16 protein-coding genes are annotated in these 22,303 nt (G+C 67.3%); 12 read left to right on the top strand and 4 right to left on the bottom strand.

What is annotated here, in order from left to right; genetic code table 11:
• Window positions 1-89 precede the first annotated feature (89 nt).
• Together ugpA and ugpB are read right to left on the bottom strand one after the other, a co-directional pair.
• Window positions 90-971, bottom strand: a complete 882-nt coding sequence (gene ugpA / locus U1F38_RS12850; protein WP_409987462.1) for a sn-glycerol-3-phosphate ABC transporter permease UgpA — start codon at window positions 969-971, stop codon at window positions 90-92.
• Between the two features lie 217 nt (window positions 972-1,188).
• A complete protein-coding gene (ugpB, locus tag U1F38_RS12845) occupies window positions 1,189-2,502 on the bottom strand; it encodes a sn-glycerol-3-phosphate ABC transporter substrate-binding protein UgpB (protein ID WP_409987461.1) in 1,314 nt (437 codons plus the stop codon).
• A 270-nt stretch (window positions 2,503-2,772) separates the two neighbouring features.
• Here ugpB and serA point away from each other — a divergent pair, with 270 nt between their 5' ends.
• The gene (serA, locus tag U1F38_RS12840) at window positions 2,773-4,002 is read left to right on the top strand and encodes a phosphoglycerate dehydrogenase (RefSeq protein ID WP_409987460.1); all 1,230 of its coding nucleotides are present in this window, start codon (window positions 2,773-2,775) and stop codon (window positions 4,000-4,002) included.
• Window positions 4,003-4,261: 259 nt separating this feature from the next.
• Entirely contained in the window at window positions 4,262-8,146 is a 3,885-nt protein-coding gene (locus tag U1F38_RS12835; protein WP_409987459.1) for a DUF3683 domain-containing protein, read from the top strand.
• 82 nt (window positions 8,147-8,228) lie between these two features.
• On the opposite strand, the gene U1F38_RS12830 is transcribed toward U1F38_RS12835, so the two are convergent.
• On the bottom strand, window positions 8,229-9,341 hold the full coding sequence (locus U1F38_RS12830) for an AI-2E family transporter (protein ID WP_409987458.1): 1,113 nt from the start codon (window positions 9,339-9,341) through the stop codon (window positions 8,229-8,231).
• A 133-nt stretch (window positions 9,342-9,474) separates the two neighbouring features.
• Between U1F38_RS12830 and U1F38_RS12825 the strand changes: the two genes are divergently transcribed.
• Complete coding sequence (locus tag U1F38_RS12825; RefSeq protein ID WP_409987457.1) at window positions 9,475-9,936, top strand: gamma-butyrobetaine hydroxylase-like domain-containing protein; 462 nt, start codon at window positions 9,475-9,477, stop codon at window positions 9,934-9,936.
• Window positions 9,937-10,106: 170 nt separating this feature from the next.
• Here U1F38_RS12825 and U1F38_RS12820 read toward each other — a convergent pair whose 3' ends face one another.
• The gene (locus U1F38_RS12820) at window positions 10,107-13,157 is read right to left on the bottom strand and encodes a phosphoenolpyruvate carboxylase (protein ID WP_409987456.1); all 3,051 of its coding nucleotides are present in this window, start codon (window positions 13,155-13,157) and stop codon (window positions 10,107-10,109) included.
• Between the two features lie 157 nt (window positions 13,158-13,314).
• Here U1F38_RS12820 and ubiE point away from each other — a divergent pair, with 157 nt between their 5' ends.
• The 9 genes from ubiE (at window position 13,315) to U1F38_RS12775 (ending at window position 22,276) form a co-directional block, all read left to right on the top strand.
• Window positions 13,315-14,049: a bifunctional demethylmenaquinone methyltransferase/2-methoxy-6-polyprenyl-1,4-benzoquinol methylase UbiE gene (gene ubiE / locus U1F38_RS12815; protein WP_409987455.1), complete on the top strand. Its 735-nt coding sequence runs from the start codon at window positions 13,315-13,317 to the stop codon at window positions 14,047-14,049.
• Between the two features lie 75 nt (window positions 14,050-14,124).
• Window positions 14,125-15,096, top strand: coding sequence for a Tim44 domain-containing protein (locus U1F38_RS12810; RefSeq protein WP_409987454.1), 972 nt, complete (start codon window positions 14,125-14,127; stop codon window positions 15,094-15,096).
• A 132-nt stretch (window positions 15,097-15,228) separates the two neighbouring features.
• Window positions 15,229-15,771 carry a hypothetical protein gene (locus U1F38_RS12805; RefSeq protein ID WP_409987453.1) on the top strand — a complete coding sequence of 181 codons (543 nt, stop codon included), beginning with the start codon at window positions 15,229-15,231 and terminating at the stop codon, window positions 15,769-15,771.
• On the top strand, window positions 15,771-17,336 hold the full coding sequence (ubiB, locus tag U1F38_RS12800) for a ubiquinone biosynthesis regulatory protein kinase UbiB (protein ID WP_409987480.1): 1,566 nt from the start codon (window positions 15,771-15,773) through the stop codon (window positions 17,334-17,336). Before U1F38_RS12805 ends, ubiB begins: the two co-directional genes overlap by 1 nt.
• Before the next feature lie 120 nt (window positions 17,337-17,456).
• A complete protein-coding gene (locus U1F38_RS12795; RefSeq protein ID WP_409987452.1) occupies window positions 17,457-18,905 on the top strand; it encodes a sodium:solute symporter family protein in 1,449 nt (482 codons plus the stop codon).
• Between the two features lie 84 nt (window positions 18,906-18,989).
• Entirely contained in the window at window positions 18,990-19,334 is a 345-nt protein-coding gene (locus tag U1F38_RS12790; RefSeq protein WP_409987451.1) for an FmdB family zinc ribbon protein, read from the top strand.
• Window positions 19,335-19,359: 25 nt separating this feature from the next.
• Complete coding sequence (locus tag U1F38_RS12785; protein WP_409987479.1) at window positions 19,360-20,064, top strand: DUF502 domain-containing protein; 705 nt, start codon at window positions 19,360-19,362, stop codon at window positions 20,062-20,064.
• Between the two features lie 25 nt (window positions 20,065-20,089).
• The gene (aspS, locus tag U1F38_RS12780) at window positions 20,090-21,883 is read left to right on the top strand and encodes an aspartate--tRNA ligase (protein WP_409987450.1); all 1,794 of its coding nucleotides are present in this window, start codon (window positions 20,090-20,092) and stop codon (window positions 21,881-21,883) included.
• Between the two features lie 63 nt (window positions 21,884-21,946).
• A complete protein-coding gene (locus U1F38_RS12775) occupies window positions 21,947-22,276 on the top strand; it encodes a YqjD family protein (RefSeq protein WP_409987449.1) in 330 nt (109 codons plus the stop codon).
• Window positions 22,277-22,303: the final 27 nt, after the last annotated feature.

The raw sequence follows: 22,303 nt of genomic DNA, 5'->3' as shown, positions 1-22,303 counted from the left end.
TCCACCGGACCTCTTGTGCGCGGGCTCGGCCCCCTGCAAGGGGGTGGGCGAAACATCGCGCAGCGAGTGAAGACTGGGGGTGAGCCATTTCAATACTGGACTTTCTTCTCGACGAAGCGGAACTGGAACACGGTAAGCAGAATGACCACCGCCATCAGCACCGTCGACTGCGCCGCCGAGCCACCCATGTCCAGTGCCTTGAAGCCGTCGTAATAAACGCGGTAGACCAAGATGGCGGTGTCCTTGCCCGGCCCGCCGTGGGTAGCGGCATCGACGATGGCGAAGGTGTCGAAGAAGGCGTAGATCACGTTCATCACCAGCAGGAAGAACGTGGTGGGCGAGAGCAGCGGGAACACGATGGTCCAGAAGCGCCGCCAGGGCGTGGCGCCGTCGATGGTGGCGGCCTCGATCACCGAGGTGGGCACCGATTGCAGGCCGGCCAGGAAAAACAGGAAGTTGTAGGAGATCTGCTTCCATACCGCGGCGATCACGATCAGTGCCATCGCATCGCGGCTTTTGAGCAGGTGGTTCCAGTCATAGCCCAGCGCCTGCAGCGCCCAGGCCACCACGCCCCAGGGCGAGGCAAACATCATCAGCCACAGCACGCCGGCCACCACGGGCGCCACGGCGTAGGGCCAGATCAGCAGTGTGCGGTACACCATGGCGCCGCGCACCACGCGGTTGGCCATCACCGCCAGCAGCAGGGCGATGGCGATGCCGAACACCGCCACCAGCACGGAGAACACCGCCGTGGTCTGCGCCGAGGCCAGGTAGCTGGGGTCATGCCACAGGCGGGAAAAGTTGGTCCAGCCGACGAACTCGCGGCTGGCGCCGAAGGCATCTTCCTGCAGCACGCTTTGGTACAGCGTCTGTCCGGCAGGCCAGAAGAAGAACACCAGCACGATCGCCATCTGCGGGGCCACCAGCAGCCAAGGCAGCCAGGCGGACTTGAAGCGAACGCGTTTTTCCATGGATGGCGATCTTAGCGGCGGCTCGATGCAAAGCCGATGCGCTATTCAAAAAATAGCTGCTCGCACTTGATATCAGGACGCTGGGGGCTTGTTTTGCCTGGCAGATTCAAAGAGCAGAACAAGGAAGCATGCAGGCACAAGGAAAAACCGGGAGGAATTGCTCCTCTTCCTTCTGCGCCGCCGAGCCTCCGTGTTCCGTTCGAATGGCCAGCGTCGATCAGCGGTTGGCTTTCTGGAATCGCTCCAACTGCTCGTTGCCGCGCTTGACGATGTTGTCCAGGGCTTGCTTGGGCGTCTGCTTGCCCGACCAGATGCCTTCGGTTTCCTCGTCGGCGATGGTGCGCACCTGCAGGAAGTTGCCGATGCGAATGCCGCGCGACTTGTCGGTGGTCTTCTTGATCATCTGCTCCACGGCCACTTCGGCGCCGGGGTTCTTCTTGTAAAAGCCGCTTTTTTCGGTCAGTTCATACGCCGCCTTGGTGACCGGCAGGTAGCCGGTGCGCTGATGGCTGGCGGCGGCCACTTCGGGCTTGGCCAGATAGGCCAGGAACTCACCCACGCCCTTGTAGACCTCGGGCTTCTTGCCGGACATCACCCACAGGCTGGCGCCGCCGATCACGGAGTTTTGCGGCGCGCCGGGAACGTCGGGGTAATAGGGCAGGGTGCTGACGCCGAAGTCGAACTTGGCGTTGCGCTTGAGGTTGCCCAGCAGGCCAGCCGAGGCCGTGGCCATGGCGCATTCGCCCGACACCACGGTGGCGTCTGCCGCGTTGTCGCGGCCCTTGTAGACGAACAGGCCTTGCTTGGACATGTTGGCCAGGTTCTCGAAGTGGCGCAGGTGCAGCGGGCTGTTGACCTCAAGGCGCGTGCCCAGGCCGCCAAAGCCGTTGTTGAGCGAGGAGAACAGCACGTTGTGCCAGGCCGAAAAGTTCTCCAGTTGCGTCCAGCTGATCCAGCTGGTGGTGAAGGGGCACTTGGAGCCACTGGCCTTCAGCTTGCCGGCGGCCAGGACCACCTCGGGCCAGGTTTTGGGCGGCTTGTTCGGATCCAGCCCCGCAGCCTTGAAGGCATCCTTGTTGTAATAAAACACCGCCGTCGAGCTGTTGAAGGGCATGCTCAGCATCTGCCCGTTGGGTGCGGTGTAGTAACCGGCCACGGCGGGCACGTAGGCGTTGGGGTCGAAATTGACGCCCGCCTGTTTCATCACCTCGGCCACGGGTTTGATCGCGCCCTTGCTGTACATCATGGTGGCGGTGCCGACCTCGAACACCTGCAGGATGTCGGGCGCGTTGCCGGCGCGGAAGGCCGCGATGGCGGCGGTCATCGACTCGCCATAGCTGCCCTTGAAGGTCGGCACCACCTTGTATTCCTTCTGGCTGGCGTTGAACTGGTTGGCCAGGTCGGTGACCCATTCGCCCAGGGCGCCGCCCATGGAGTGCCACCACTGGATTTCGGTTTGCGCGTGCGCGGGCACGGACAGGCCAAGGGTCATGAGGGCGGCGCCAGCCAGCGCCAGGGATTTGAATCGCATGAAAGCTCCTCAGAAGAAAAATAGGACGGAAACCAGAGCGTCGCCGCCCGTGACCGCGTGTTGCATCGTGCCGCGCGATTGTGACGTTTTCGCACAGTCCCGTCGCGCACCGCAATCGGGATAACCCGTTTCGACCCGGCAAGCGGGCCGGCTGCAACCCACAAAGCAGGGCGCCTGCCAAGGATATTGCTGCGGTGCACAATGGCCGGGCTCGCCGCGCCGCTGCCGGCCAGCGCGCACACGGACCCTGCATTTTTTGACTGAAATCCCATGCCCAAAACCTCGCTGGACAAGAGCAAGATCAAATTTCTGTTGCTGGAGGGCATACACCCCCACGCCGAGGAGGTGCTGCGCGGCGCGGGCTACTCCAACATCGAGCTGCTGCCCAAGGCGCTGGAAGGCGATGAGCTGAGGCGCAAACTGGCTGACGCGCATTTCGTCGGCATCCGATCGCGCACGCAGCTGACGGCCGAGGTGCTGGCGCACGCGCCCAGGCTGGTGGCCATCGGCGCGTTTTGCATCGGCACCAACCAGATCGACCTGAAGGCCGCCAGCCAGCACGGCATCGCCGTCTTCAACGCGCCGTACTCCAACACGCGCTCGGTGGCCGAGCTGGTGCTGGCCGAGGCCGTGCTGCTGCTGCGCGGCATCCCGGCGCGCAACGCGGCGGCGCACCGCGGCGGCTGGCTCAAGAGCGCCGACAACGCGCACGAGATGCGCGGCAAGACGCTGGGCATCGTCGGCTATGGCTCCATCGGCACGCAGCTGTCGGTGCTGGCCGAAGCGCTGGGCATGCACGTGATCTTTTTCGACGTGGTCAACAAGCTGCCGCTGGGCAACGCGCGCCAGGTGCACAGCCTGCAGGAGCTGCTGCGCGAGGCCGACGTGGTCAGCCTGCACGTGCCGCAGCTGCCGTCCACGCAATGGATGATCGGCGCCGCCGAGATTGCCGCGCTCAAGCCTGGCGGCATCCTGATCAACGCCGCGCGCGGCACCGTGGTCGAGATCGAGCCGCTGGCCGCGGCGCTGAAGGCCGGCAAGCTGGCGGGCGCGGCGATCGACGTGTTTCCGACCGAGCCCAAGAGCAACAAGGACGAGTTCGTCTCGCCGCTGCGCGGGCTGGACAACGTGATCCTGACCCCGCACATCGGCGGCTCCACCCTGGAGGCGCAGGCCAACATCGGCCTGGAAGTGGCCGAAAAGCTGGCCAAGTACAGCGACAACGGCAGCACCATCACCTCGGTCAACTTTCCCGAAGTGGCGCTGCCCGCGCACCCGGGCAAGCACCGCATCCTGCACGTGCACCAAAACGTGCCGGGCGTGCTGTCGGCGATCAACCGGGTGTTTTCCGACAACCACATCAACATCGCCGCGCAGCACCTGCAGACCAACGAGTCGATCGGCTACGTGGTGATCGACCTGGACGCCGCCTCGTCGGAGCAGGCGCTGCAGGGCCTGGCCGAAATCCCCGGCACCATCCGCTGCCGCGTGTTGTTCTAGTGAACACCCCCTGAGTCGCTGACGCGCCTTCCCCCCCTCTCTGGCGCTATCGCTTGGAGGGGGGACAATGCCGGTGGCCGGAACGAGTTGAGGCCACGGCGTTTGCTGGCGTGGCCTGCTCCGCGGCCCCTTGGCTCTTTGAGATTTCGGCGTCGCCGGCGGCGCAATACGGCTGCATGCAGCGGAAAGGCCTGCCCTAAAATCACCGGCCCCGAGCTTGCGGGCCGACGCGGGGTCGGCCCCGACCCAGGTTGAGCCGATGAACGCCCCTTTGACGCCCGCGCAGGCCGCGCCCCTCTTGCCTGCCGCCGAGCCCGCGCGCCTGCGCGAGATCCCCTACAACTACACCAGCTTTTCCGACCGCGAGATCGTGCTGCGCCTGCTGGGTGCGCCCGCGTGGGCGCTGCTGCAGGGCCTGCGCGCCGAGCGCCACACCGGCCGTTCGGCGCGCATGCTGTACGAGGTGCTGGGCGACATCTGGGTGGTGCGGCGCAACCCCTATCTGCAAGACGATTTGCTGGACAGCCCCAAGCGCCGGCGCCTGCTGGTGCAGGCGCTGCGCCACCGCTTGGCCGAGATCGACAAGCGCCGCCACCCCGAGGATGACGCCGCGCGCGACGCGCAGGTGGGCGAGCTGCTGACCGCGGCCCACCGCGTGGTCGATGCCTTCGACCGCTCCTTTGACAAAGTGGCCGATTTGCGCCGCCGCGCCGCGCGGTCCTTAAGCCGCCACACGCACAAGGACAACATCAAGTTCGACGGCCTGTCGCGTGTCAGCCACGTGACCGACGCCACCGACTGGCGCGTGGAGTTTCCGCTCGTCGTGCTCACGCCCGACAGCGAGGCCGAGATGGCCGCCCTGGTCGCCGGCTGCATCGAGCTGGGCCTGACCATCATCCCGCGCGGCGGCGGTACCGGCTACACCGGCGGCGCCATTGCGCTGGACTGGAAGAGCGCCGTCATCAACACCGAAAAGCTCTTGGGCATGGGCGCGGTCGAGCGCGTGCGCCTGCCCGGGCTCGAGCACGAGGTGGCCACCATCTGGACCGAGGCCGGTGTGGTGACCCAGCGCGTGGCCGATGCCGCCGAGGACGCGGGCCTGGTGTTTGCCGTCGACCCGACCAGCGCCGAGGCCAGCTGCATCGGCGGCAACATCGCCATGAACGCCGGCGGCAAGAAAGCCGTGCTGTGGGGCACGGCGCTGGACAACCTGGCCAGCTGGCGCATGGTCACGCCCGAGGGCGGCTGGCTGGAGGTCGCGCGCATCGGTCACAACCTGGGCAAGATCCACGACGCCGAGGTGGCGCGTTTTGAGCTGAAATACTTTGACGCCACGGGCAAGCAGTTGCAGCGCACCGAGCAACTTGACATTCCCGGCGCGCAGTTTCGCAAGGCGGGCTTGGGCAAGGACGTGACCGACAAGTTTCTGGCCGGCCTGCCGGGCGTGCAAAAGGAGGGCTGCGACGGCCTGATCACCAGCGCGCGCTGGGTGCTGCACCGCATGCCCGAGCACACGCGCACCGTGTGCCTGGAGTTTTTTGGCCACGCCAAGGACGCGGTGCCCAGCATCGTCGAAATCAAGGACTTCATGTTTGCCGAGCAAAAGCGCACCGGCACGCTTTTGGCCGGCCTGGAGCACCTGGACGACCGCTACCTGCGCGCCGTGGGCTACAGCACCAAGTCAAAGCGCGGCGGCCTGCCCAAGATGGTGCTGGTGGGCGACATTGCCGGCGACGATGCCGACGCCGTGGCGCGCGCGGCCAGCGAGGTGGTGCGCATCGCCAACTCGCGCGCGGGCGAGGGCTTCATCGCCGTCGCGGCCGACGCACGCAAGAAGTTCTGGGCCGACCGCAAGAAGACGGCGGCCATCAGCCGCCACACCAACGCCTTCAAGATCAACGAGGACGTGGTGATTCCGCTGCCGCGCATGGCCGAATACACCGATGGCATCGAGCGCATCAACATCGAGCTGTCCCTGCGCAACAAGATCGAACTGGCCGACGCGCTGGAGGCCTTCTTGCAGGGCGGCAAGCTGCCTTTGGGCCCGGCCAGCGCCGAGCCGCCACCGCCCGAGTTGCTGCAAGAAAAAGTGGCCCTGGCGCTGGACGTGGTGCGCCAGGCGCGTGCGCTCTGGCAGGGCTGGCTGCGCGATGTCGAGCGACTTTTCCCCCAGTTGCAAGACCACAGCCTGCGCGCCAGCTGGAAGGCGCAGATCCGCGCTCCGCTTGCCGGCATCTTCACCGGCAGCGACTTCGAGCCGCTGCTGGCCGCTCTGGGCGACATCCAGCAGCGCGTGCTCAAGGGCCGCGTGTGGATTGCCCTGCACATGCACGCGGGCGATGGCAACGTGCACACCAACATCCCGGTGCACAGCGACAACTACGCCATGCTGCAAACCGCGCACCAGGCGGTGGACCGGGTGATGCAGCTCGCGCGCAGCCTGGATGGCGTGATCTCGGGCGAGCACGGCATCGGCATCACCAAGCTGCAATACCTGAGTGATGCCGAGCTGGCGCCCTTTGCCGAATACAAGCGCCGCGTCGATCCCGAAGGCCGATTCAACCGCGGCAAGTTGCTGCGAAATGCAGAGCTGCCGACGCAGAGTGGACGGGCTCTGGCGGCCGATTTGACCAATGCCTACACCCCCAGCTTCGGCCTGATGGGGCACGAGTCGCTGCTGCTGCAGCAAAGCGACCTGGGCGCCATTGCCGACAGCATCAAGGACTGCCTGCGCTGCGGCAAGTGCAAGCCCGACTGCAGCACGCACGTGCCACGCGCCAACCTGCTGTACAGCCCGCGCAACAAGATCCTGGCCACCTCGCTGTTGATCGAGGCCTTTTTGTACGAGGAGCAGACGCGCCGCGGCGTGAGCCTGCAGCACTGGGCCGAGTTCGAAGACGTGGCCGACCACTGCACCGTGTGCCACCGGTGCCTTTCGCCATGCCCGGTCAAGATCGACTTTGGCGACGTCACCATGGCCATGCGCAACCTGCTGCGCAAGATGGGCAAGCAGAGCTTTCGGCCCGGCAAGGCCGCGGCCATGGCCTTCTTGAACGCCACCGAGCCGCGCGTCATCAACGCCACGCGCGCGGTGATGACGGGCGTGGCTTTTCCGGCCCAGCGCGCGGTGGTCGATCTGCTCAAGGTCGCCAGCCGCCAGCAGACCGCGCACCCGCCCGCCACCGTGGGCGCGGCGCCGCTGCGCGAGCAGGTGATCCACTTCGTCAACAAGAAGATGCCCGGCGGCCTGCCCAAGAAGACGGCGCGCGCGCTGCTGGACATCGAAGACCGCGCCTACGTGCCCGTCATCCGCGACCCCAAGGCGACGACCACCGACAGCGAGGCGGTGTTCTACTTTCCGGGCTGCGGCTCCGAGCGCCTGTTTTCCCAGGTCGGCCTGGCCACGCAGGCCATGCTGTGGCACGCTGGCGTGCAGACCGTGCTGCCGCCCGGCTACGTGTGCTGCGGCTATCCGCAGCGCGGCTCGGGCCAGTTCGATCAGGCCGAGCAGATGATCACCGGCAACCGCGTGCTGCTGCACCGCGTGGCCACCACGCTGAACTACCTGGACATCAAGACCGTCGTCGTCTCCTGCGGCACCTGCTATGACCAGCTGGCCGACTATCGCTTCGACGAGATTTTTCCGGGCAGCCGCATCGTGGACATCCACGAATACCTGCTGGAAAAAGGCATCACCCTGCCCGCCGCCAGCCAGGGTGCGTACCTGTACCACCAGCCTTGCCACGACCCGATGAAGCAGCAGGACTCGATGAAAACCGTCAAGGCGCTGATCGGCGAGCAGGTCGTCAAGAGTGAGCGCTGCTGCGGCGAGTCGGGTACGCTGGGCGTGACAAGGCCCGACATCTCCACCCAGGTGCGCTTTCGCAAGGAGCAGGAGATCAAAAAGGGCGAGGCCGCCTTGCGCGCCAGCGGCGCCGTGGCCGGCCAGGGCAACGTCAAGATTCTGACCAGTTGCCCCAGCTGCCTGCAGGGTTTGAAGCGCTACGAGGACGATCTGACCAATGGCCTGCTGGAGGCCGACTACATCGTCATCGAGATGGCCCGCCACATCCTGGGCGAAGGCTGGCTGCCCGACTACGTGGCGCGCGCCAACGCCGGCGGCATCGAGCGCGTGCTGGTTTGATTGCTATTTAAACAATAGCTACTTGCGATTGATGGGAGCGCGCTACAGGCCGATTTGGCTTGAACCCCGGAGCCGCCCGTGATCAGGGCTCGGGCGTTTGGGGGGGCGGCGCCGGCGCCGGCGCGCTTGCCGCCAGCGCGGCCGGTGCTTCGTCCCCGGTCACGCTGAACAGCGCCCAACTGGCCACGAACAGCGCTGCGATGGCCGGCCCGATGACAAAGCCGTTGAGCCCGAAGATCGAGATGCCGCCAATGGTGGACAGCAGCACCAGAAAGTCGGGCAGCTTGGTTTCCTTGCCCACCAGGATGGGGCGCAGCAGGTTGTCCACCATGCCCATCACGCCCGCGCCCCACGCCACCAGACCGACGCCCGACATCACCGAGCCGGTGGCCATCAGGTAAATGGCCACGGGCGCCCACACCAGCGCCGAGCCCACCGCCGGCACCAGCGACAGCACCGCCATCGTCACGCCCCACAGCACCGCGCCGCCAACGCCCAGCACCGCGAACGCGATGCCGCCCAGGCAGCCCTGCACCAGCGCCACCACCACCGTGCCCTTGACGGTGGCGCGCACCACGGTGGCGAACTTGTGCAGCAGGTAGTTGGTGTGCGCCGGCTCCATGGGCACGGCGCCGCGGATCATGCGCGCCAGATCGCGCCCGTCGCGCAGAAAGAAGAACAGCAGATACAGCGTGATCCCCAGGTTGACCATGAGCAGCAGCGTGTTCTGTCCGATCGCCAGCGCTCGTGTCGTGAGCGCCTGGCCGCCCTGCACCAGTGCCGCCGAGACCTTGTCCATCACGTCCTGCAGGCTGACCACGCCAAAGCGCCCCATCAGGCTGTGCACCCAGCTCGGCAGCGCATCGACCACCTGCTGAAAATACGCGCGCAAGTCCAGCCCGCCGCTGCGCACGCGCTGGCTGAAAGCGGCTGCTTCGTTGACCATGGCGCCAATGATGAAGATCAGGGGCACGACCACGATCAGCAGGCAGATCAGCAGCGTGCCGATGGCCGCCAGCGTGTCGTGCCCGCGCAGCCGGATGCACAGGCGCCGCTGCAAGGGCATGAACATCAACGCCAGCACCATGGCCCAGAACACCGCGCCGAAAAACGGCGAGATGACCCAGCAAAAGGCCACGGTGACCCCCGTCAGCAAGAGCAGGAAGACGGCGCGTTGCAGGGCAGGGGAGTTCACGGTGGCGGCTGGGGCGGCAATGGGCCCGAAAGATTAGCAGAAGCCCCGGCAGGGCCATTGCGCGGCGCTACCCTGCCGCGCCCGGGCAGCGCGGCACAATAGTCCGCAACGCCCCGCTGCAAACTCACGACCGATGGCCAATTCAAACCCTTCCCCCGTCGCCCAGAAATCCGCCAGCGCGCCGCCGCCCGAGGCCATCACCATCCACGCCAAGTCGCGCGTGCTGGAGCTGGTGTGGGCCGACGGCACGCGCTATCGCGTGCCCTTCGAGCTGATGCGCGTGTATTCGCCCTCGGCCGAGGTGGCCGGCCACGGCCCCGGCCAGGAGGTGCTGCAAACCGGCAAGCGCGAGGTGCAGATCACCGCGATGAACGCGGTGGGCAATTACGCCGTGCAGCCGCGCTTTTCCGACGGGCACGAAAGCGGCATCTTCACCTGGGAATACCTGCGCCATCTGGGTGCCGAGCAGGATCAACTGTGGCGCGACTACGAGGCCCGCCTGGCGGCCGCCGGCCGCGATCGCGACACGCCCATGCCCACGCTGGGCAAGGCGCCGGCCGCGCCGATGGTGTTCCATGCCAAGAAGCAGCGCTGAGTCGTCTTCGAACAAGGCGATTGCGGCCGACTGCGGTTCGAGCCCCACGGATCGGACGGCTGCGGAGCAAGCCAGGCCAGTGACCGCCGCAGCCGGGCTTGGCCCGGTTGCTGGCGGTGCCCCCTGAAAGGGGGGAAGCGCAACAACGCGAAGCGTGTGGAGATTGGGGGTTAGCCTGTATTGCGCAAGCCCGCCGCGATGCCGTTGATGCAGATGTGAATGCCCGTTTGCACCCTCTCGTCACCGGGCGCCGCGCGCCAGCGGCGCAGCAGCTCCACCTGCAGGTGGTGCAGCGGGTCGATGTAGGGAAAGCGGTGGCGAATGGAGCGCGCCAGCGCCGGGTTGCCGGCCAGGCGGTTTTTCTCGCCGGTGATCTGCGCAAGGGCGGCGACGGTGCGGTGCCATTCGGCCTGGATGGCGGCGAACACCTTCTTGCGCAGGCGTGCGTCGGGCACCAGCTCGCTGTAGCGCGAGGCCAGCGCCAGGTCGCTCTTGGCCAGCACCATGTCCATGTTGGACAGCAGGGTGCTGAAAAATGGCCATTGCCGCAGCATCTTGCGCAGCAGCGCCCGTTGCCGTTCGGGGTCTTTGCCGGGGGCGTCGATGAACGCCTGCACCGCCGAGCCAAAGCCGTACCAGCCCGGCAGCGTGAGGCGGCACTGGCCCCAGCTGAAGCCCCAGGGGATGGCGCGCAAGTCCTCGATCTTCTGGCTGGCCTTGCGCGATGCGGGGCGTGAGCCGAGGTTGAGCTGCGCGATCTCGCGGATCGGCGTGGCGTTGAAGAAGTAGTCGGCAAAGCCCGGCGTCTCGTACACCAGCGCGCGATACGCGGCCATGCTGGCGCGCGAGAGCTGCTCGGCGGCGTCGAGGAAGGCCGGGCTGGCCGGCTGGGTCGGCTGCAGCAGCGTGGCCTCCAGCGTGGCGGCCACCAGCGTCTCCAGGTTGCGCCGGCCGATCTCGGGGTTGGCGTATTTGCTGGCGATGACCTCGCCCTGCTCAGTCAGGCGGATCTGTCCGCGCACGGTGCCCGGTGGTTGCGCCAGGATGGCCTGGTAGCTGGGCCCGCCGCCGCGCCCCACGGTGCCGCCGCGGCCGTGGAACATGCGCAGGCGAATCGGCGCCCCCACGCTCCCCGCTGCGCGTGGTTCGCTGGCCTTGCAGGCCGCGGAGCCGCCAGAGTCGGCTCCTCTTCGGGCTGTCCAGCCCTGCACTGGCAGGGCTGGAGTCGCAGCCCTCAGCCCCAAGGGGGCTGCCGCACCTTGGGGCGGCCCGACGGTGCGGCCCGCGTTCATCTCGTCGAAGAGCTGCACCAGCGCGATTTCGGCGCGGTACAGCTCCCAGTTGCTGGTGAAGATGCCGCCGTCCTTGTTGCTGTCGCTGTAGCCCAGCATGATGTCCTGCTCGCCGCCGCTGCGTTGCAGCAGCGCGGTGATGCCGGGCAGCTCGTAGTACTCGCGCATGATGGGCGCGGCGTTGCGCAAGTCTTCGATCGTTTCGAACAGCGGCACCACGATCAGGTCGGCCATGGCGCCAGGCGCAGCGCCGGGCCGCCCCAAGCGCGCCTGCGCCCCCTCGGGGGGCAGCGAGGACACGACAGTGCCGAGCGTGGGGGCCTCATGTTCGTCCAATGTGCCTTGCATCAGGCCTGTTTCTTTTTGCAGCAGCAGCACTTCCAGCAGATCGCTCACCGTCTCGGTGTGGCTGATGATGCAGTGGCGGATGGCATCCGGGCCGTAGCGCTGGCGCATGCGCAGCGCGGTCTCGAAGATGGCGATCTCGCCTTGCGTGTGCTCCGAATACGCCGCGCCCATCACGCGCAGCGGCCGCGCATCCTGCAGCAGGCCCAGCAGCAGGGCGCGGCGCTCGGATTCGGGCAGGGCCGCATAGTCGGGGTGGATGCGTGCCACCGCCAGCAGCTCGGCCACCACGCGCTCGTGCTGGTCGGAGCTTTGGCGCAAATCCACCGTGGCCAGGTGAAAGCCGAATACCTCCACCGCGCGCATCAGCGGGTGCAGGCGCTCCGCGGCCAGCACGCCGGCGCGGTGCGATTGCAGCGAGGCGTCGATCACCTGCAAATCGGCCAAAAATTCGGCGGCACTGGCGTAGGCGTTTTGCGGCGCCACGGCGTGGCGCGCCGCCTCGCCGCCGCTCAAGTCCTTGAGCGTGGCGGCCAGTCGCGCGTAGATGCCGGTGAGCGCGCGGCGATAGGGCTCGTCGCTGCGGTGCTCGCTGGTGTCGGGCGAGCGCGCCGCCAGTTGCTCCATGGCAGGCGAGACCTGCACCAGCTTGGCCGACAAGGACAGCTCGCGCCCCAGGTGGTGCACTTCGGTCAGGTAGTGGCGCAAGGCCACCTCGGCCTGGCGGCGCAGGGCCAGCGCCAGCGTGTCGGCGCCGACGTTGGGGTTGCCGTCGCGGTCGCCGCCGATCCACTGGCCCATGCGCAGGAACGGGGCCACGTGCCGGCCGCCGCCCAGCGCCTGCTCCAGCTCGGCATACAGGCGCGGGATCTCGCGCAGGAAGGTGGATTCGTAGTAGGACAGCGCGTTTTCGATCTCGTCGGCCACGCTGAGTTTGGAAAAGCGCAGCAGCCGCGTCTGCCACAGCTGCGCCACGCGGGCGCGCAATTGCGCCTCGTTGGCGGCCAGCTCGCGTGCGCTCAGCGTGTCCCGGGCGCCGCCATGCAGCGGGGCGCGCGCCTGGATGTCGTCGCGCTGGGCCAGCAACTGGGCGATCTCGCGCTCGGCGTCCAGGATGCTCTTGCGCTGCACTTCGGTGGGGTGGGCGGTGAGTACAGGGGCCACGTAGGCACTGGCCAGGGTCTGCACGATGCGCTCGTCGCTCAGCCCGGCGCGGCGCAGGCGGGTGAAGGCCACTTCGATGCTGCCGTCCTGGCTGCTGCCGGCGCGCTCGTGCACGGCGCGGCGGCGGATGTGGTGGCGGTCCTCGGCCAGGTTGGCCAGGTGGCTGAAGTAGGTGAAGGCGCGGATCACGCTCACCGTCTGGTCGCCGCTGAGCGAGGTCAGCAGCTTCTTCAGCGCCCGGTCGGCGCGCGGGTCGGCGTCGCGGCGATACGCCACCGACAGCTGGCGCACCTGCTCGACCGTGTCGTAGGCGCTGGCGCCCTCCTGCTCGCGAATCACGTCGCCCAGGATGCGCCCGAGCAGGCGAATGTCCAGGGTCAGCGGGAGTTCCTTGTCGGCTTTGCGGGCGCTGGGTTTCATGGCGGGTCGAGGGCGGGCCGGGGCGGCGCAGCGGCTGCGCTACAGTTGAACGTTGGTCGGCACCGGCGTTTCGCGGACGCGAACGGGCCGACCGCACTTTGGGGCGAGACGCATCGTAGCGCCTTCGATCGACGATCGACATATCGAACGGGTTGTCATGACCAGCACGCATTTTGGATACGAGACGGTGGATGAGCAGGACAAGGCGCGGCGCGTGCGCGGCGTGTTCGACTCGGTGGCCTCGCGCTATGACCTGATGAACGACCTGATGTCGGGTGGCCTGCACCGGTTGTGGAAGCGCTACACCATCATGGTGGCCAACCCGCAGCCGGGCCAGCGCGTGCTGGACATTGCCGGCGGCACGGGCGATCTGGCGCTGGCCTTTGCCAAAAAGGTGGGCGCCAGCGGCGAGGTGGTGCACACCGACATCAACGAGGCCATGCTGCGCACCGGGCGCGACCGCCTGCTGGACGCCGGCGTGATCCTGCCCACCACCGTGTGCGACGCCGAGCACCTGCCCTTTGCCGATGGCCGCTTCGACCTGGTGAGCGTGGCCTTCGGCCTGCGCAACATGACGCACAAGGACGCCGCGTTGCGCGAGATGGCGCGCGTGCTCAAGGTGGGCGGCAAGCTGCTGGTGCTGGAGTTCTCGCAGGTGGCCAAGCCGCTGCGCAAGGCCTACGACCTGTACTCCTTCAGCGTGCTGCCGCGCCTGGGGCGCCTGGTGGCGGGCGATGCCGACAGTTACCGCTATCTGGCCGAGTCGATCCGCATGCACCCCGGCCAGGCGGAACTAAAGGCCCTGATGAAGGTCAATGGTTTCGGCCACGTCGATTTTCACAACCTGAGCGGCGGCGTGGTGGCGCTTCACGTCGGCATCAAGTGTGCTTGACCTCTGTTCATTTTTTGTGCGTTCGGGCAAAATGGCCCCGTTTTCCATCCATCTGACCTTGGGAGATCACCTCGGATGAAATTCAATCGAATCCTCTCGCGCCTGATGACGGTGCTGCTGGCCGTGTTCCTGGTGGGCGCTTTCAGCTTCGAAGCCGAAGCCAAGCGCCTGGGCGGCGGCGGCTCCTTCGGCCGCCAGTCCGGCAACGTCACCCAGCGCCAAGCCACGCCGCCGGCAGCGCCCAGCCAAGCCACCAACGCCGCCAACACGGCGGGCGCCGCCGGGGCAGCGACCGCACGCAAGCCCTGGACGGGCATGCTCGGCGGTCTGGCGGCCGGTCTGGGCCTGGCCTGGCTGGCGCACTCGCTGGGCCTGGGCGCCGCGTTCGGCAACATCCTGCTGATCGGCCTGCTGGTGCTGGCGGCGCTGGCGGTCGTGGGCATGTTGCGCCGCGGGCGCCAGGGCGGCGCGGCGCCCATGGCGTACCAGGGCGCCGGCGCGGCCAACCCCGTCACGCCGCCCCAGTACAACCCGACCAAGATCGGCAACGACGCCTCGGCGCGCCCCTGGGAGTCGCAAGCGGCGGCCTTTGACGGCGGGGCGCCGGCGGGCGGCGGCTCCATGATCGGCTCGGCCCTGAAGGGCGCGCAGACCTGGGGCATTCCATCCGACTTCGACGTGGCGGGCTTCACCGAGGCCGCCAAGCGCAACTTCATGTCGTTGCAACGCGCCTGGGACAGCTCGGACATCCCCACGCTGCGTGCCATGATGACCGACGAGATGCTGGCCGAAATCCAGAGCCAGCTGGCCGAGCGCGAGCGCACGGCCCCCGGCCAGCTCAACGTCACCGAGGTCAACATGCTCGAAGCGCAGTTGCTGGGCATCGAGGAGCAGGGCGACGTCTACATGGCCAGCGTCGAGTTCAGCGGCATGATCCGCGAGGACGCATCGGCCGGCCCCAACCCGTTCCGCGAAGTGTGGAACATGACCAAGCCCACGAGCGGCCGCGGCGGCTGGCTGGTGGCGGGGGTGCAGGCCCTGCAATGACCGGGCGCCGCGCGCCCGTCGCGCGGCCCTGTCCAACCCCAACCCAGGGGCCCCGATCCGGGGCCCTTTTTCATGGCCCGCGCGGCCCTCGTGCCGGCGCGACGGGGTCATTTGTCATCAATAATCGAGCCCATGAACATGCAGCCTCCCTTTTCCGGCTTTGCCGAGGGCTTGGCCAAGCTGGGCGCCGGCTTGAAGGCGCCCGACTGGCTGGTCGATGAAACGCAGCACCGTCTGGTGCTGTTTCTCAATCACGTGCTGATGCAGGAGCCCGAGGCCCAGGCGCGGCTGATGCGCCAACAGGGGCGGGTGGTCAAGCTCCAGTGGGGTCGCTTCTGGATGCAGCTGGCGGCCACGCCCGCCGGCCTGTGCGAGCGCGTGCCGGCGGCCGAGCCCGATTTGCTGCTGACCGTGACCGACACGACGCCCCTGGGTTTGCTCAAGGACGCGCTGCGCGGCGACAAGCCGGGCGTGCGCATCGAGGGCGACGTGCAATTTGCCGCCGAGGTGAGCTGGCTGATCGACCATGTGCGCTGGGACGCCGAGGAGGACCTCTCGCGCCTGATCGGCGACGCGCCCGCGCACAGCCTGGCGGGCGTCGGCCGCGCCATGGCGCAGGCTTTGCGCCAACTGGCGGCGCGGCTGCCCGGCGTTGGCAAAGCGGCGCATTCGTGATGCGCGTCACGCGCGCCGTCACCATCGTCTGGGTGGCCCTGCGCCATGGGCTGGACGAGCTGGTGCTGACCAGCTTTCAGCACCCCGGCCTGCGCCTGGTGGCGCGCATGGCGTCCATCGGGCGCGACCTGTCGGCCCCGCGCGGCCAGCGCCTGCGCGAGGCGCTGGAGCAACTGGGCCCCATCTTCGTCAAGTTCGGCCAGGTGCTGTCCACCCGGCGCGACCTGCTGCCGGTGGACATCGCCGACGAACTGGCCTTGCTGCAGGACCGCGTGCCGCCGTTTCCGGCCGAGGTCGCCATGGCCACCATCGAGCGCGCGTTTCGCAAGCCGGTGGATGAGTTGTTCACCCGCTTCGAGCGCGAGCCGGTGGCCAGCGCCTCGATCGCGCAGGTGCACTTTGCCACCCTGGTGGACAAGACCGGGCGCGAGCGCGAGGTGGCCGTGAAAGTGCTGCGCCCGGGCATGCTCAAGGTCATCGAGCAGGATTTGCAGCTGATCCGCATGATGGCCGGCTGGATCGAGCGCCTGTCGGCCGACGGCAAGCGCCTGAAGCCGCGCGAGGTGGTGGGCGAGTTCGACAAATATCTGCACGACGAGCTGGACCTGGTGCGCGAGGCCGCCAGCGCCGCGCAACTGCGCCGCAACATGGCGGGGCTGGACCTGGTGCTGATCCCCGAGATGATCTGGGACCTGTGCCGCTCCGACGTGATCGTGATGGAGCGCATGAGCGGCATCCCCATCGGCCAGGTCGATCGCCTGCGCGAGGCCGGCGTGGACATCCCGCAACTGGCGCGCGACGGCGTGACCATCTTCTTCACCCAGGTGTTTCGCGACGGCTTCTTCCACGCCGACATGCACCCCGGCAACATCATGGTCAGCGTGGAGCCGGCCACGTTCGGGCGCTACATCTCGCTGGACTTCGGCATCGTCGGCACGCTCACCGAGTACGACAAGGAATACCTGGCGCAGAACTTCACCGCGTTTTTCCGGCGCGACTACAAGCGCGTGGCCGAGCTGCACGTGGAAAGCGGCTGGGTGCCCCGGGACACGCGCATCGACGAGCTCGAATCGGCCATCCGCAGCGTGTGCGAGCCCTACTTCGACCGGCCGCTCAAGGACATCTCGCTGGGCATGGTGCTGATGCGGCTGTTCCAGACCTCGCGGCGCTTTCATGTCGAAATCCAGCCGCAGCTGGTGCTGCTGCAAAAGACGCTGCTGAACATCGAGGGCCTGGGCCGCGAGCTGGACCCCGAGCTGGACCTGTGGAGCACGGCCAAGCCGTTCCTGGAGAAGTGGATGCTCGAGCAGGTGGGCCCCAAGCGCCTGTGGCGCGAGATGCGCGAGCAGGCGCCGTACTACGCGCGCATGCTGCCCGACCTGCCGCGCCTGCTGCACGAATACCTGCGCGAGCACACCGGCAAGGCCCCCGACGCCGAGCTGCGCCAGCTGCTGGCCGAGCAGCGGCGCACCAACCGTCTGCTGCAGTCGCTGCTGTATGGCGCCATCGGCTTCGTGCTGGGGCTGATCGTCATGCAAATCCTGGTGCGGGTACTGGTTTTTTAAGAAAAAATTGGCTGCAGCGCCCGCTGGACAAGCGCAGGCAGCTATCAAAAATATAGTTGTAAAAAACAGCGACAATCGCGCGTCCACGTTGATACCTGTTCCTTGGCCCGGAGACAAGCCATGCTGGTGAGCTTCATCGTCCTGTATCTGCTGGCGTCCATCGCCATCGGCCTGTTTGCCGCGCGGCGGGTGCACAACACGGCCGACTACGCGGTGGCCGGGCGCACGCTGCCGTTGCCGGTGATCATCGCCACCACCTTTGCCACCTGGTTTGGCGCCGAGACGGTGCTGGGCGCGCCGGCCAAGTTCGTCGCCGAGGGCCTGCACGGCACGGTGGAAGACCCGTTCGGCGCCGGCCTGTGCCTGGTGCTGGTGGGCCTGTTCTTCGCGCGCAAGCTGTACGCGATGAACATCATCACCATCGGCGACTACTACCGCCGGCGCTTTGGCCGCACGGTCGAGGTGCTGTGCTCGGCCATCATCATCTTCAGCTACCTGGGCTGGGTGGGCGCGCAGGTGACGGCGCTGGGCCTGGTGTTCAACCTGCTGAGCGGCGGCGCCATCTCGCTGGCCTGGGGCATGACGATCGGCACCGCGATCGTGCTGGTCTACACGCTGTACGGCGGCATGTGGTCGGTGGCGCTGACCGACTTCGTGCAGATGATCGTCATCACCGTCGGCCTGGTGCTGATCGCGTGGTACGCGGCCGAACTGGCCGGCGGCGCCGGCAAGGTGGTCGACTACGCGGCGCGCGAGGGCAAGTTCAACTTCTTTCCCACCGGCGGCGCCAAGGAGTGGACCTTCTTTTTTGCCGCCGCCATCACCATGATGCTGGGCTCCATCCCGCAGCAGGACGTGTTCCAGCGCGTGATGTCGTCCAACAACGCCCAGACGGCGCGGCGTGGCCCGGTGGCCGGCGGGCTGCTGTACATCGGCTTTGCCTTCGTGCCGATGTTCGTGGTCATCGCCGCACTGATCGTCATGCCCTCTACCTCCGGCCTGTTGGCCGACGACCCGCAGAAGGTGCTGCCCACCCTGGTGATGGAGCACATGCCGGTGGCGCTGCAGGTGGCCTTCTTCGGCGCGCTGCTGTCGGCCATCATGTCCACCGCCTCGGCCACCATGCTGGCGCCCTCGACCACCTTTGTCGAGAACATCCTGCGCAACCTGCGCCCCGGCATGAGCGACGCCCAGACCCTCAAGGCCATGCGCATCAGCGTGCTGGTGTTCACCGTCTGCGTGCTGATCTACTCGATCACCATGGAAGGCTCGTCCATCTACGAGCTGGTCTCGGGCGCTTACCAGCTGCCCCTGGTCGGCGCCTTCGTGCCGCTGGCCTTCGGCGTGTACTGGAAGCGCGCCACCACCCAGGGCGCGCTGCTGGCCATGGCGCTGGGCATCGGCGTTTGGCTGCTGTTCGTCGCCAGTCCGATGCTGCGCGAGGCCTTTCCGCAGCAACTGGCCGGCGTGCTGGCGGCGCTGGTGGGCATGGTGCTCGGCTCGCTGGCGCCGCAGTGGCTGCCCGACCACAAGGGGCATGCGCCCCATTACGTGGCCAGCGCGTCATAGGCTGTGCATGCGCCCAACGGCGGTAGGCACGAGGGGGTCCGCCTATAATTGAGGGTTTTTCGTCCGACTGAAAGTCGTGTCGTCATGCCCATTTACGCGTACAAGTGCGCCGCCTGTGGCTTTGCCAAGGATGTGCTGCAAAAAATGTCCGATGCTCCGCTGACGGTTTGCCCGTCCTGCGGCCAGCCGCGCTTTGCCAAGCAGGTCACGGCCGCCAGCTTTCAGCTCAAGGGATCGGGCTGGTACGTGACGGACTTCCGCAACGAGGGCAGCGCGCCGGCCAGCGACGGCGACAAGAAACCCGACGCGGCTGCTTCGCCCGACGCGGCGGCATCGGCGGCGCCCGCGCCGACGGCTGCTCCCGCACCTTCACCGGCCCCGGCAGCGGCGCCCGCGCCCGCTGCGGGCGGTGGGTCGTCCTCGGCCTGATCCCGGTTTCGAGGCAGCACCCATGATGATCCGCCTGCGGCAATACTTCATCACCGGCCTGCTGGTGTGGTTGCCCATGGGCGTCACGGTGTGGGTGCTGCTGTGGCTGGTGGGCATTCTGGACGGCGTGTTTCAGGGCGTGCTGGGTGCCTTCGAAACCATGGTTCCGCCGTTGCAACCCCTGGCCAACCAGTTGCGCCACATTCCCGGGCTGGGGGTGATCCTGGTGGCCATCGTCATCGTCGGCACCGGCCTGTTCGTGGCCAACATGTTCGGCCAGTGGTCGCTGCGCCAGTGGGACCGGCTGATGACGCGCATCCCGGTGGTGCGCAGCATCTATTCCAGCGTCAAGCAGGTGTCGGACACGCTGTTTTCCGGCTCGGGCCATGCGTTTTCCAAGGCCTTGCTGGTGCAGTATCCGCGCCGGGGCGCCTGGACCATCGCGTTTTTGACGGGCAAGCCCGGCGGCGAGGTGGCTGCGCACCTGGGCGATGACTTTCTGAGCATCTACGTGCCCACCACGCCCAACCCGACCTCGGGTTTTTTCCTGATCGTGCCGCGCGCCGACGTGGTTGAACTGCGCATGAGCGTGGATGAGGCGCTGAAATACATCATCTCCATGGGCGTGGTCGCGCCGCCGCCCACGCGTGATTCATCGCAGCCGCTGGCGCTGCCCCCGTCCACCCAACCGGTGCCGCTGCCCGACAGCGTGCAGTCCCCCGATCACTGACGATTTCCTGAAGGCAACGATTCCCATGTCCATGCGTACCCATTACTGCGGCCTCGTCACCGAGGCCTTGATCGGCCAGAGCGTGACCCTGTGCGGCTGGGTCAACCGCCGGCGCGACCACGGCGGCGTGATCTTCGTCGATTTGCGCGACCGCGAGGGCTATGTGCAGGTGGTGTGCGATCCGGACCGCCCCGAGATGTTCAAGACCGCCGAGGACTTGCGCAACGAGTTCTGCATCCAGATCCAGGGCCTGGTGCGCGCGCGCCCCGAGGGCACGACCAACGACAACCTCAAGAGCGGCAAGATCGAGGTGCTGTGCCAGCAACTCACCGTGCTCAACCCCTCCGTCACCCCGCCGTTCCAGCCCGACGACGACAACCTGTCGGAAACCACGCGCCTGACGCACCGCGTGCTCGATCTGCGCCGCCCCGCCATGCAGCGCAACATGATGCTGCGCTATCGTGTCGCCATCCAGGTGCGCAACTTCCTCGACAAAGAGGGTTTCATCGACATCGAAACCCCCATGCTGGGCAAGAGCACGCCCGAGGGCGCGCGCGACTACCTGGTGCCCAGCCGCGTGCACGACGGCCAGTTCTACGCGCTGCCGCAGTCGCCCCAGCTGTACAAGCAGATGCTGATGGTGGCCGGCTACGACCGCTACTACCAGATCACCAAGTGCTTCCGCGACGAAGACCTGCGCGCCGACCGCCAGCCCGAGTTCACGCAGATCGACTGCGAGACTTCGTTTCTGGGCGAGCAGGAAATCCGCGACATCTTCGAGCGCATGATTGCCGAAGTGTTCAAGCAGCAGATGAACGTGGACCTGGGCGAGTTTCCGGTCATGGCGTACCAGGAGGCCATGCACCGCTTTGGCTCGGACAAGCCCGATCTGCGCGTCAAGCTCGAATTCACCGAACTCACCGACGTGATGGCGGACGTGGACTTCAAGGTCTTCTCCGGCCCCGCCACCACCCCAGGCGGGCGCGTGGTGGCCCTGCGCGTGCCGGGGGGTGCGCAGATTTCGCGCGGCGAGATCGACGGCTACACCGAGTTCGTCAAGATCTACGGCGCCAAGGGCCTGGCGTGGATCAAGGTCAACGAAGTCGCGAAGGGCCGCGACGGTTTGCAGTCGCCCATCGTCAAGAACATCCACGACGCCGCGATCGCCGAAATCCTCAAGCGCACCGGTGCGCAGGACGGTGACGCGCTGTTCTTCGGCGCCGACAAGGCCAAGATCGTCAACGACGCCATCGGCGCGCTGCGCCTGAAGGTGGGTCTGGGCGAGTTCGGCCGCAAGCACGGCCTGTTCGAAGACCGCTGGGCGCCGCTGTGGGTGGTGGATTTCCCCATGTTCGAGTACGACGAGGACAACGCCCGCTGGGCCGCCGTGCATCACCCGTTCACCAGCCCCAAGGACGGCCACGAGGACTACATGGACAGCGACCCGGGCCGCTGCGTCGCCAAGGCCTACGACATGGTGCTCAACGGCTGGGAGCTGGGCGGCGGTTCGGTGCGGATCCATCGCGCCGACGTGCAGAGCAAGGTGTTTTCCGCCCTCAAGATCGGCCCCGAGGACGCCCGCGCCAAGTTCGGCTACCTGCTGGACGCGCTGCAGTACGGCGCGCCCCCGCACGGCGGCCTGGCCTTCGGCCTGGACCGCCTGATCACCCTGATGACCGGCAGCGAATCGATCCGCGACGTCATCGCCTTCCCCAAGACCCAGCGCGCGCAGGACCTGCTGACGCAGGCGCCTTCGCCGGTCGATGAAAAGCAGCTGCGCGAGCTGCACATCAAGCTGCGCAATCCGACGCCAGCGTGACGCGCCGCACGGCGCCGCGGTTGGGCTCTGCTACGATGAAATCTTTGTTCAGGAGGTTCGTTCATGTCCAACGTTTCCGAAATGGTTGATTCCGCCGACCAAGCCAAGGATGAACTCGTGGCCAACCTGCGCCGCGTGATTTCCGATGCCGAAGACCTGCTGGCGGCCACGGCCGGCGATGCCGACAGCAAGATTGCCGAGTTGCGCGCGCGCGCGCGCAAGAACCTGGCCGTGGCGCGCGACAAGCTGGCCGACGCCGACGCCGCGCTGCGCGCGCAGGCGCGCCGGGCCATGAACGCCACCGACGACTACGTGCACGACAACCCCTGGTCGTCCATTGGCGCGGCCGCGGCCATTGGCATGCTGGTGGGCGTGCTGCTGGGCCGCCGCTGATGGCTTGCGCCTGCGGGCGTGCAGCAT

The organism is Ottowia sp., from assembly GCF_046348305.1.
In the GTDB taxonomy this organism is placed as follows: domain Bacteria; phylum Pseudomonadota; class Gammaproteobacteria; order Burkholderiales; family Burkholderiaceae_C; genus Ottowia.
This window is presented reverse-complemented; position numbering and strand designations above follow the sequence as displayed.